Raw genomic sequence first — 11,807 nt, forward strand, 5'->3', positions numbered from 1 at the left:
TCCCCCTTACAGCTTGATGCAAATATTTGATAATTCACTGAAAAACTCAAAACTGTGAATGCCTCCTTCACGCCCGAGTCCGCTTTGTTTCATCCCTCCAAACGGCGTCCGTAAGTCACGGAGAAACCAAGCATTAACCCAAACCATCCCTGATTCGATTTGTCCGGCAACACGGTGTGCCCGGCGGAGGTCGTTTGTCCATACGGTTGCACTTAGACCGTAATGTGTATCATTTGCCTGTGCGATGACTTCTTCTTCTTCATCAAATGGAATCACCGTCACGACCGGCCCGAAGATTTCTTCTCTGACGACTCTGGAGTGCCGGGAGAGCCCTGTAATAATCGTCGGTTCAAGATAACAGCCGGATTCTCGGCCTTCAGGACGCTTTCCCCCGGTTAAAATGTCACCGCCTTCTTTTTTCGCCAATGCTATGTAGTCCATCACACGCTCAGTATGTTCGGCCGAAATCAAGGCTCCGATATTCGTATTCGGATCAAAAGGATCTCCAACCTTGAGCCCCTTCGTCTTCTCAATAAACTTGTCCAAAAACTCATCATATGCTTCCCGTTCGACATAGATGCGGGACCCGCACATACATACTTCTCCTTGATTGATAAAGCTTGATTTCAAGGTGGTGCTTACTGTTTCATCCATGTCGGCATCCGCAAAAATGATATTGGGATTTTTCCCGCCTAATTCAAACGAAAGTTTTTTCAATGTTTTTGAAGCAGCTTCCATAATGATTTTTCCGGTTGTCGTTTCACCGGTGAAGGAAATCGCGTCGACATCGGGATGTTCTGAAAGCGCAGCACCAGCGGAATCAGGTCCAAATCCGTGAACAATATTCACGACTCCGTCAGGCACGCCTGCATCTTGGCAGATCTCCCCCAAAAGTGTTGCCGTCATCGGCGTCAGCTCGGCCGGTTTGATGACGGCGGTATTTCCTGCCGCCAAGCAAGGCGCTAATTTCCAGGTCAATAAAAGGAGCGGCAAGTTCCACGGATTAATGAGCCCGACGACACCGACCGGACGGCGGATCGCATAATTGATTGCCGTATCATCAGTTTGATAGGCTTCCGTTCCGACTCCTCTCAGAAAATCTGCAAAGAAATGAAAGTTAAAAGCAGAGCGGGGAATATCCAAAGTGCTTGAGAGTGAGAGCGGCTTTCCCGTATCCAATGTCTCAAGCCTTGCCAGCTCATCTTTTCGCTCAAGAATAAGGTCGCCGATCTTTCTGATGATTTGAATCCTTTCATCAGCCGCCATGTTTTTCCAGCGTCCATTTAATGCGCGCCTTGCCGCCGCGACAGCCAGATCAATTTCTTTTTTGCCCCCCTCAGACACTTTTCCGATGACTTCCCGTGTAGCCGGATTGATGTTGTCAAACGTTCTCCCGTCTTCTGAAGAGAAATATCTGCCGTTAATAAAATGCTGACAGTCAAACACGAGCTTTGCCGATGAAGTTTGAACACTCATATTCAATAAACAGCCTCCTTTTCAAAACCTTTCCATTAAATTAAATGATTTTATATAACATGAAAACCGCATTGTTCCTCTATGCGGAACAAACGAGAAATTTTTTCCGAAAATTTGATATTTTTCGTTTTTTTATTCATTTCCTTTTTAGACCATGTTATATTATGGAATAAAAGGCACCGAAAACAATGAAAAGAGTTGAGGAAACAATGACTGTGGAGACAAAGCAGCATCACCTGCTCGGTTCAGTAAAAAATGCACTTCGGCTGCTTCAATCGTTTACCTTGGATACACCGGAGAAGAAAGCAACCGAACTCGCCTTATCGCTCGGCCTCGGAAAAAGCACGGTCTCACGCCTCTTGACCACATTGGAAAGCGAAGGATTTGTCATGAAGGATCCGGAATCGAAAAGATACAAGTTAGGGTTATCCGTCTTGCAGTTAAACACCATTGTCAACTCCACTCTTGAAATCAACCGGGAATCCCAGCCGATTCTCGAAAGGCTGACTGAAGAAACCAGGGAAACATCCCACATTGCAGTACGCGGTGATTTCAGCGTCGTTTATATCAATCGGAAGGAAAGCCCCTGTCCTGTTGAAATCCTTTCATACATCGGACGGCAGAATCCTATGCATTGTACAAGCTCGGGGAAAGTGCTGCTCGCTTTCGACAACGACGGTTTATTGGACCGTTATCTTACACAAGGCTTGGAAAGCTGTACAAATCAAACGATTACAGACGAGAAAAAACTGAAGGATACGCTTAAAGCCGTGAAAGAAAACGGATTCGACATCAGCAATGGAGAATTCATCGATGGCGTCACATCCATCTCCGCGCCTATCAGAAATTACCTGGGACAAGTGATATATGCCGTCAGTGTCGTAGGCCCCACAAAACGCATGAAGACCTCACAGACAACAATCGTACATAAAGTAAAACAAGCGGCCTGTGAAATTTCAGAAAAACTCGGTTATTGGAAGAGGCCATAAAGAGAATGGAGGGAATATGCTTTGTTTGATTTTCACACACACTTCATCCCAAACGATGTCCTGCTGTGGCTTAAGGACAATGAAAAGTCAGTGCACGCGGTCCGGGAAAAAAGATCACCCGATCTGGCCGAATTTTTGACCGTTAATCACAAATGGGGGTTTGAATTAAAAGACTCGTTTTTTAAAGAAGAATTATATTTGAAAGAGCAAAGAAAAGCCGGAGTCTCCCATTCACTGGCGTCACCCGTCCCCCAGCTTTTCCTTTACGACCTTGCCGAAGAAATGACCGATGAATTGTCTTTTGTTTATAACAAAGCGCTCTCCATTTGGACAGAAAAACACAGCAATCGTCTATCAGGGCTCGGGACCATTCCGCTCAACAGTCCTTCGAAAGCTTGCGAGCGTTTAAGTGAAGCCATGGACTTAGGATTAAAAGGGGCGATCATCGGCCCCGGCGCATCTGATAAGCTGCTCTCAAATGAAGTATTCACGCCATTTTGGGAGGAAGCCGACAGGCGAAAAGCGATTATATTTATCCACCCGCTCCTATCCGAAGATCCGCGGCTGCGCCGCAAAATGATGCCCAATTTGATCGGTGTCCCGTGGGAAACGACCGTCTGTGCAGCTGATTTATTACTAAGCGGCGTGACAGACCGGTTTCCGAATGTAAAAATTCTTTTGGCCCATGGAGGAGGCTATCTTCCATATCAGATCGGCAGACTGAACAAAGGGTATGAAAAATGGGCCGATGTTTCCGCTTCTATCTCGGCTGCACCGGACGAATATCTGCGAAGGTTTTGGTATGACAGTGTGTTATGGCATGAAGAGAGTACGGCCTATTTGAAAAACCTTGTCGGAGAAGAAAGGATCGTACCGGGTTCTGATTATCCTTTTGATCTTTGCGAGTGGCCGCCCGCAGACGTCGGGCATAAAGGGGCTGAAGCTTTGCTAAGTATGAAAATTGAAGCATGAAAAAGGTGAACCTTAAGATAAGGTTCACCTTCTATAGTATTACAGCGCTTGGGCTGCCGTAATAAGGGCAAGATTATATACATCCTCAGCATTGCATCCTCTGGACAGATCGTTTACAGGCATGTTGAGCCCTTGCAGGATCGGTCCGACCGCTTCAAAATTGCCGAGGCGCTGTGCGATTTTGTAGCCGATGTTCCCCGCTTCAAGGCTTGGGAAAACAAACACGTTTGCATCACCTTTAATCACGGAATCCGGCGCTTTTTTCTCAGCAACAGACGGAACAAATGCTGCATCAAACTGGAATTCGCCGTCAAGTGTAAGCTCAGGCGCTTTTTCATTGGCGATTGCAACTGCACCGGCTACTTTTTCGGTTTCATCTGATTTTGCTGAGCCTTTTGTTGAAAAGCTGAGCATCGCCACGCGAGGCTCGATATCGAACATTTTGGCCGTGTTGGCGCTTTCGATCGCGATTTCTGCCAGATCCAGGCTGTCAGGTGCAATGTTGATCGCGCAGTCGGCAAATACGTACTGCTCATCGCCGCGGGCCATAATGAAGACGCCGGATGTTTTCTTAACGCCTTCTTTTGTTTTAATAATTTGCAGCGCCGGGCGAACCGTATCTGCTGTTGAATGAGCCGCACCGCTGACAAGGCCGTCGGCAAGCCCTTTATAAACAAGCATCGTTCCAAAATAGTTTTCATCTAAAAGAATTTGGCGGGCCTGTTCTTCTGTCGCTTTTCCTTTACGGCGTTCAACGAAAGCCTGAACAAGGTCTTCCATTCCTTCATATGTACGAGGATCATATATATCAACACCATCGAGTGTTAAGTTCAATCCTTTTGCTTTTGCCGTAATTTCCTCCTCGTTTCCTACGAGAATCGGCTTTAACACCTTATTTCCGGCCAGATTGTTTACCGCTGTCAGAATGCGTTCATCCAAGCCTTCCGGAAATACGATCTTAACTCCTTTACCTGTTACTTTTTCCTGCACTGTTGAAAATAAGTCTGCCACTACTATATACCCTCCTTGAAGTGTTGCAAAAAACTTCTCTACTTAGCATACTCTATTGAGATATAAATTCAATCCTTCAGCCTTAATTATAACGCTTACATGTTAAAAACGCTTTTTTTAAATTAATTTAAGCGGCAATTATTTCACTTGGTCAATCGAAATATGGCGCCGATAGTTGGCGGAATGCAGGATTTCATTTAGTCGTTCATTCAGCTCCTTGCCTGAGGCTGTGTTCATGTTTAGTATGTAACAGCCTTCCCCGCTTATACGGTGAGCTTCAATGATCGTTTCATGTTCGGCAGAAAACGCGAGTGATCATTCGTTTTCATAAAAACTGTGATAATCCAAACAATTTTGCTCCACTTTCCTGATTCGGCTTCCAACCGCCTGACCCGTTTAATGAATGATTTCCCTATTTCTTTCCACTTTATCTTCGAATGTCTTTTCAACAAAGAAAGGATTGCCAAATCTGTTTGATCAGCCTCCATTTTGCGGTATCTTTCAGGTGGTTCAGCCAATCAAAGAGGAGCAGCTGATCAAAAAGCATGTTCCAAACAGTTTTATAGAAACCGGCCTCATGGAATATCTTCAGCATGAACAGATCACACACCTTGTCATCTGCGGTATGATGACTCACATGTGCATTGATGCAAAAACGCGTGCTGTGAAAGGCTTTGGTTATGAGTGCACGGTTATTGCGGACGCTTGTGCAACGGTAGACTTGCACTTTCACGGCCATTCTGTACCTGCTGAGCATGTGCATCACGCGTTTTTGAGCGCGTTGGACTCGACATATGCGTCTGTCCTTTCCTGTGAAGAATATCTTGCTATGATTGATTGTTCAGGACTTTGAAACAGATGAAAAAGGATAAACTATGATATGATGAAATCAATTACATAAGAATTGGGAGTGAATGCAAAATGAGCGAACAGCAAAAAACGAACGAAGCCGCACAAACGCTTGACGGCTGGTATGCCCTTCATGATTTCCGGACGATGGACTGGTCTGCCTGGAAGATGCTTTCCAGCGACGAACGACAGATCATCATCAGCGAATTTACCGGACTCCTTGAAAAATGGGGAGCCGCAGAAAAAGACGGGAACGGAAGCCACACATTGTACAGCATCGTTGGCCAAAAAGCGGATTTCATGCTGATGATTTTGCGTCCGACAATGGAGGAATTAAACCAAATCGAACTTGAATTTAATAAATCAAAACTGGCAGAATACACGATCCCCGCTTATTCTTACGTATCTGTCGTCGAGCTCAGCAACTATATGGGAAGCGGAGACGGAGACCCTTATGAAAATCCGCAAGTGCGTGCGCGCCTTTATCCAGAGCTTCCTAACGCCAAATATATCTGCTTCTATCCGATGGATAAAAGAAGAGCGGGCAATGACAACTGGTACATGCTGTCGATGGAAGAGCGAAGGAATTTGATGCGCAGCCACGGCATGATCGGCCGCGGATATGCGGGCAAAGTCAAACAGATCATTACGGGCTCCATCGGGTTTGACGACTATGAATGGGGCGTAACGCTGTTTTCCGATGATGTCCTTCAATTCAAAAAGCTTGTCTATGAAATGCGCTTCGATGAAGTCAGTGCACGATACGGTGAATTCGGCTCTTTCTTTGTCGGCAACCGCCTTTCAACTGAACAGCTGCCAGCGTTTTTATATGTCTAAATGTAAAAAGCTCCAAAGACATCGTCTTTGGAGCTTTCAGATTGTTGACAACATCCTAAAACGGTTTAAAGTTTTAGGATGTTGTCATCTTTTCAGCGTGATTGAAAACCCTTGCAGTCTAGGAAGGCCGAGCATCGGAGCGGAGCGAATGTTGGAATTCGTGAGCACCGACGCGCAGGCCTGACAACGAATGCGAGGGTTTGTCGACACGCTGAAGCTCCAAAGACATCGTCTTTGGAGCTTTTTTGTTTATTGACAATGACACGGCTGTGTAGGCGGAGTCGCTCTTTTTTGCACCTCAATGGAGGATTCAGCATAGAAAGTCGACCCAAGACCCAGCACTCTGTTTTCCGCTCTGAATGTATACTTTCCGGCAGCGGGAAGTGTTTTATTGGCCAGTACAAGCTTGAACTCCGCGATGCCCAATAAATCAATCGTAAGCGGCAGTCTGACCGTTTTTCCGTTGTTTAAGATTTGCCCGGTTCTCAGCGCCCTTCCATTAACCGTGTCTTTCGTTGTTGCAGAAAAGCCTGAAGGCAGTGTAAATTCAACCGTTCCCAGCGCTAAAATCGAATTTGGACGATAAGTTAGCTCAATATCAGAAAATGACCACTCCTGCTTGCTCTCGCCAGTTATGATCGAATATAAAGAGGCGCTCGCAGCCGGGCGGTTGACCGATTCAGTTTTTAAAGCTTGGGCATTGGCTTGAAACGATGGCAGAAAAATCGATGCCACGATCACAAGACTGAACGTCAAGATCGATAGTTTAGAACGAAACATACATTTCAACACAGTAATTCCCCCTGATCATCATATTTTAGAATTGAAACAGCACCTGAAGCGGACAAGAAAGACGAAAAGAACAGCCCGCTCCTTCCACAAACACTGCACTTTGGTTGTTTCTATTAAAAACTATCATTTTTTAAATAGATAGTAAATGTTTTCCATGGCATATTTTTAAAATAAATCCAAAATAATAAAATTTAACTATGCGCTGTTCCTCTTGATTTCTTCCGATTTTCTCCACAAAAGGGCTAATGCCCTACTTACACGTTTTTCAATGAAATTCGCCGAATCAAAGCGTTCGTTTTTTATATTGACAACCAGGCAAAGGAGCAGTACATTATTGACATTATTTAAAACATCAGGATCTGACGGCTTTTTAGCGAAATGGATTGGATTCCCGCGTTCTTCAGCCGTCTATTGCTGTTCATGATTTTGAATGGATATGCGGAGAAAGGATAAAAAAAATGCCTAAATTGGTTTCTACAAATCTTGCAAAAGGTAAAATGATCAATATCAGTCCGCCGCAGACACTGGCGCTCAGTTTTTTAATTATCATTGCAGTTGGCGCGTTTTTATTGAAGCTGCCAATCGCCTCAACAACCTATGTCTCCTGGATTGATGCTCTGTTTACGGCTACTTCGGCAACCACTGTAACAGGCTTGGTCGTCGTAGACACCGGGACAGATTATACGGTTTTCGGGCAAACCGTCATCATGTGCCTGATTCAAATTGGCGGATTGGGCTTAATGACGTTTGCCGTTCTCGTCGTCATGATGATCGGCAAAAAAATTGGCCTCCAGCAGAGAATTCTCGTTCAGGAAGCTTTTAACCAGACTTCTTTGGGAGGGCTTGTCCGTTTAGTTAAGCATTTGTTTATTTTTACGATCATTATTGAGTTTGTCGCTTTTCTTATTCTTTCGATTAGATGGGTTCCTGAATACGGCTTGCAAAAAGGATTGTTTCATAGTTTGTTTAACACGATTTCAGCCTTCAATAACGCGGGCTTCTCCCTGTGGTCGGACAGCCTGTCGCAATATGTAGGTGATCCGATCGTCAACCTTGTCATTACAGGTCTTTTTATTACCGGAGGAATCGGGTTTACCGTACTTTTAGATTTATGGACAAAACGAAACTTTAGAAAACTGTCGCTCCATTCAAAATTAATGATCGTCGGAACATTGATTATCAACACAGTATCCGCACTGACGATTTTTATTTTAGAGTACTCCAATCCGGGCACTTTGGGGGGACTGCCCTTGGCAGATAAAATATGGGGCGCCTATTTTCAGGGTGTCACGCCAAGAACAGCCGGCTTCAACACTCTGGATATCGCACATCTGACGACCCCGTCCCTCCTGCTGATCATCGTTCTGATGTTTATCGGTGCGGGAAGCGCGTCAACGGGAAGCGGAATCAAGCTGACAACGTTTATTGTGATGATTTTAGCAACGATCACCTTTCTAAGGGGGAAAAGCGAGACGGTCGTGTTTAAACGGGCCATCAAAATGAAAACCATATTGAGAGCACTGGCCATTATCGTCATCAGTTTTTTATTCGTGCTTTTCACATTATTCGTTTTGACAATAACAGAGAATGCGCCATTTCTGGAAATCGTCTTTGAGGTGGTTTCCGCCTTTGGTACAGTCGGACTGTCGATGGGGCTGACGCCTGAGTTAACAACTGTGGGCAAAGCTGTCATCATGATGATGATGTTCATCGGCCGGGTCGGTCCGCTGACCATGGCATTTACTTTAGCCAAGCCAAAGAAAGCGCCGATCCGCCATCCCGAGGATGAAGTCATTACAGGTTAAAATGGATGAAAGACCGCTCTGATATAGAGCGGTCTTTTTGTTTTTTTCTCCCTCAGATGATGAGTCGTCATATTCCATTCCCCCGCCTCATACTGTTAAAGGGATGAGAATTGTTGATCTATCATCCTAACATCAGACCCCCAACCGTGTTTATAGCAGACTGTCTTAAACATGTACCCGTTGGAAGGTATGATTTTGACTCAATGAAATGAGGAGGAACGAAATGAAACCTAAAAAAAATCAATTTCAGCCGCTCCAAGAGCTTGAAATGCCGGATTTCCGGCAGCAAATGGGCGCCAATCCTTATCCGCAGATGGGAGGGCACATGTATCAGCAGCAAGCACAGCCGTACACACAAATGGGCGGTCAGCAAACCTATCAGCAGCCCGCCGTACAGCTGAGTCAGCCGCAGCCGGCAGGAGTCCAGGTTCCGACAATGCCTACAGGCCAGCCGACTGCTCCAAGTGTTCCCGGCATGCTGCCGCTTGAGCAATCGTATATTGAAAATATTTTGCGCCTCAACCGAGGGAAAGTTGCAACGGTATATATGACATTTGAAAACAACCCGGAATGGAATGCAAAAGTCTTTCGGGGAGAAATTGAAGCCGCCGGCCGCGACCATATCATTTTAAGCGACAGGAAAACGGGGACCCGCTATTTGCTTCTGATGGTCTATCTTGACTACATTACGTTTGATGAACCGATTACTTACGATTACCCATATTCAATGGCCTCATATACACCAAGATAAAAGGTTCGGTTTATGATAAAACCGAACCCTTTTTTTGTTTTTTCAGCGAACATTAAGCAAAGTTTCTCACATCATTATTGCGTTGAAATTTGTAAATGACGATTAAGAAAAAGCAAGCCGCAAAGGCAAACAATACCATGATATTCAAATATAAGCTTGGAAGATGCTGGCCTTCCTGCAATTTAGCAAATGTTTCCATAACCCATTTTTGCGGAAAGAAATCGGCGATTCGCTGTACAAATGACGGCATGATCTCAATCGGCCAAAAACAGCCGGAAAGCATAATCGTCGGCATGAAGATTAAATTCCGCAAAGCTCCGGCGGACTTGGAACTGCTCGCAAAGACGACCGTGATTAACGCCAGTCCGACGGCGCTTAACGCAAATATCAGCAAAATTGCCGCCATTTCCCAAAATGGAATACCCGTTTCAATATAAAAAACATATTTCATCATCACTAGTGTAAAAAAGATTTGGAATGTGATCACAAGCATACTCACCGCTATATTTGACAAGACGTACTGCTTTGCCGTAATCGGTGTAGTCAACAGCCTGAAATAAGTTCTGTTCTCTTTTTCTTTCACTAGCAGTTCAGTCAAACTTCCTGCTGAAAAGAGCATGGCCATCAGGAGAAAACCAACCGTTCGATCCGTCATGCTCTTGTTTTTCTCCGAATCTTCAAGCTTGTGGGATGTCAACGATACTTTGGAGTTCTGGTAGTTTGTATACATGTTCTTAAACTGCTGTTGATCTCCTTGAGCAGTTTTGCCGATTGCAGCGATATTGTCAATATAATGATATAAAAACGACTTCACAAACCCTGTGATTTCAGCGCCTTTGATAGATGCAATCCCGATATGATCAGGCTTTCCGTCAATCACGCTTTGAGTAAATCCTTTATCAAATGTAATGACACAATCAAGCTCTCCCGAGGCAATTTGACTTTTCGCTTTAGAAGCATTGACCTTGCTCACATTAACATGATCCAGCCCCTTCAAAAAAGCAGCCGTGTCTGCGGTGAGCTGACTGCCGTCATAATCGACTATTCCGACCGTCACATTTGTCTTTTCACCGACGTCGTTCATCAAGAGCGATATAAAAATGCCAATTAGCGGAAGAAACAGAAACAAGATGATATTGATCTTTTTTTTAAAAGTTACATTCAATGTATTTTTCACTAACCAAAGCATTTCCTTCATTACAGCCCTTCCCTTCTTCGTAATGAGACAACGACGATCAGCAGGAACAATACAGATAAACCCATGTTCAGAGAGATCGCGGGCCATCCCGCCGCTAAATCATTTGTATATATGATTTTTATAATGGCTTCGTTCGTCCATGTGAGAGGAGAAAGATCTTTGATGAAAGCAAAAACAGCTGCCGCATCATTAATAGGAAAATAAGCGCCCCCAACAAAAGCAACGAGCGGAATCAACACATTAATAACTGCAACTGCCGCTTCTCCCGTTTTCGTCAAATAGCTGACCCCGAGTCCAAGGCTGACGGCAAACAGCACGACGCTGAACAGCACGGCCAGCACAAGGCCGAAGTGCTCTCCCCAGTTTGCTTTAAACAAAAATTTGCTGACGGCAACGACAATCAAAATACAAATCAGATTTACCGCAAGCCCGCCAATCAGCTTTCCAGCAAAAATCTCAGCCTTATGAACAGGGGCTGCGATCAGCCGGTCAGCCGTTTTTCCGAGTCGTTCCCCGCGGATTAAGTAACTGGCGTGTAAAGCCCCGTAAAGCGCGATCAGCGTGGTCATCGTAACCGCGTAATAGTCCATAGAGCCGGGGTGTTTGTCTGAGTTGAGTGAAGTCTCTTTGATATAATCGTCACGGGAACTGTTTGCAAACGCCTCGCCTGCTTGTTTAGGGCTCACTTTGATGATCTCCGCCACGGCGTTGTACCGATTCGCAAACGCAGTCAGCATTCCTTGAATCATGCTGTTTTTAACACTGTTTTTCTCCATTTGGTAGAGCATGATTCCGCTGCTGCCGGCGATTTCAAGGTAAGCATCGTAATGACCTTGTTCGACTTCTTGTTTTCCGTCCATACCGCTTAACACTTTTTCGAAATGAACACCGGACGTTTTCGCTCCCTTTGTGAATGCTTTAAAACCTTGTGAAAATTCCCCATCCGACTGATCTTTATATAAAACATGGATATCACCGACAGAAACTTCATCATCGAAGACGTTCGTCAGTGCGGTTCCCAAAATCATAATCAGCACGATTGGAAACGCCAGCATCAATAGGAGCGTTCTTCTGTCCCGAAATGCCGATACGATTTCTTTTTTAGCAATGATGATTATATTCAAGCC

12 protein-coding genes are annotated in these 11,807 nt (G+C 44.9%); 6 read left to right on the forward strand and 6 right to left on the reverse strand.

Annotation, left to right across the window (positions count from 1 at the left end; all coding sequences use genetic code 11):
• Positions 1 to 6: 6 nt before the first annotated feature.
• Positions 7 to 1,476, reverse strand: a complete 1,470-nt coding sequence (locus RBH91_RS20775; RefSeq protein ID WP_307894805.1) for an aldehyde dehydrogenase — start codon at positions 1,474 to 1,476, stop codon at positions 7 to 9.
• Positions 1,477 to 1,685: 209 nt separating this feature from the next.
• On the opposite strand from RBH91_RS20775, the gene RBH91_RS20780 reads away from it, so the two are divergent.
• Both RBH91_RS20780 and RBH91_RS20785 read left to right on the forward strand, forming a co-directional pair.
• Positions 1,686 to 2,465 (forward strand): IclR family transcriptional regulator, encoded by a 780-nt coding sequence (locus RBH91_RS20780; protein ID WP_307894807.1) that lies wholly within the window; start codon positions 1,686 to 1,688, stop codon positions 2,463 to 2,465.
• A gap of 21 nt (positions 2,466 to 2,486) precedes the next feature.
• Positions 2,487 to 3,437: an amidohydrolase family protein gene (locus RBH91_RS20785; RefSeq protein ID WP_307892787.1), complete on the forward strand. Its 951-nt coding sequence runs from the start codon at positions 2,487 to 2,489 to the stop codon at positions 3,435 to 3,437.
• Between the two features lie 39 nt (positions 3,438 to 3,476).
• Here RBH91_RS20785 and pta read toward each other — a convergent pair whose 3' ends face one another.
• Together pta and RBH91_RS20795 are read right to left on the reverse strand one after the other, a co-directional pair.
• Positions 3,477 to 4,448 (reverse strand): phosphate acetyltransferase, encoded by a 972-nt coding sequence (gene pta, locus RBH91_RS20790; RefSeq protein WP_307892788.1) that lies wholly within the window; start codon positions 4,446 to 4,448, stop codon positions 3,477 to 3,479.
• Positions 4,449 to 4,586: 138 nt separating this feature from the next.
• Positions 4,587 to 4,733: a hypothetical protein gene (locus RBH91_RS20795; protein ID WP_307894809.1), complete on the reverse strand. Its 147-nt coding sequence runs from the start codon at positions 4,731 to 4,733 to the stop codon at positions 4,587 to 4,589.
• 220 nt (positions 4,734 to 4,953) lie between these two features.
• Here RBH91_RS20795 and RBH91_RS20800 point away from each other — a divergent pair, with 220 nt between their 5' ends.
• Together RBH91_RS20800 and hemQ are read left to right on the forward strand one after the other, a co-directional pair.
• On the forward strand, positions 4,954 to 5,301 hold the full coding sequence (locus RBH91_RS20800; protein ID WP_307892789.1) for an isochorismatase family protein: 348 nt from the start codon (positions 4,954 to 4,956) through the stop codon (positions 5,299 to 5,301).
• Between the two features lie 68 nt (positions 5,302 to 5,369).
• Positions 5,370 to 6,134, forward strand: coding sequence for a hydrogen peroxide-dependent heme synthase (gene hemQ, locus RBH91_RS20805; protein WP_307892790.1), 765 nt, complete (start codon positions 5,370 to 5,372; stop codon positions 6,132 to 6,134).
• Between the two features lie 249 nt (positions 6,135 to 6,383).
• Here the strand turns inward: hemQ and bslA are convergent, their stop codons facing one another.
• Positions 6,384 to 6,923, reverse strand: a complete 540-nt coding sequence (bslA, locus tag RBH91_RS20810; protein WP_307894811.1) for a biofilm surface layer hydrophobin BslA — start codon at positions 6,921 to 6,923, stop codon at positions 6,384 to 6,386.
• 461 nt (positions 6,924 to 7,384) lie between these two features.
• On the opposite strand from bslA, the gene RBH91_RS20815 reads away from it, so the two are divergent.
• Both RBH91_RS20815 and gerQ read left to right on the forward strand, forming a co-directional pair.
• Positions 7,385 to 8,731 (forward strand): TrkH family potassium uptake protein, encoded by a 1,347-nt coding sequence (locus tag RBH91_RS20815; RefSeq protein ID WP_307892791.1) that lies wholly within the window; start codon positions 7,385 to 7,387, stop codon positions 8,729 to 8,731.
• A gap of 223 nt (positions 8,732 to 8,954) precedes the next feature.
• Entirely contained in the window at positions 8,955 to 9,482 is a 528-nt protein-coding gene (gene gerQ / locus RBH91_RS20820) for a spore coat protein GerQ (protein ID WP_076759452.1), read from the forward strand.
• 52 nt (positions 9,483 to 9,534) lie between these two features.
• Here gerQ and RBH91_RS20825 read toward each other — a convergent pair whose 3' ends face one another.
• Positions 9,535 to 10,680: an ABC transporter permease gene (locus RBH91_RS20825; RefSeq protein WP_307892792.1), complete on the reverse strand. Its 1,146-nt coding sequence runs from the start codon at positions 10,678 to 10,680 to the stop codon at positions 9,535 to 9,537.
• Positions 10,680 to 11,804 carry an ABC transporter permease gene (locus RBH91_RS20830; RefSeq protein WP_307892793.1) on the reverse strand — a complete coding sequence of 375 codons (1,125 nt, stop codon included), beginning with the start codon at positions 11,802 to 11,804 and terminating at the stop codon, positions 10,680 to 10,682. The genes RBH91_RS20825 and RBH91_RS20830 overlap by 1 nt, the downstream gene beginning before the upstream one ends.
• Positions 11,805 to 11,807 lie beyond the last annotated feature (3 nt).

Source organism: Bacillus swezeyi, assembly GCF_030908325.1.
Taxonomy (GTDB): Bacteria; Bacillota; Bacilli; order Bacillales; family Bacillaceae; genus Bacillus; species Bacillus swezeyi.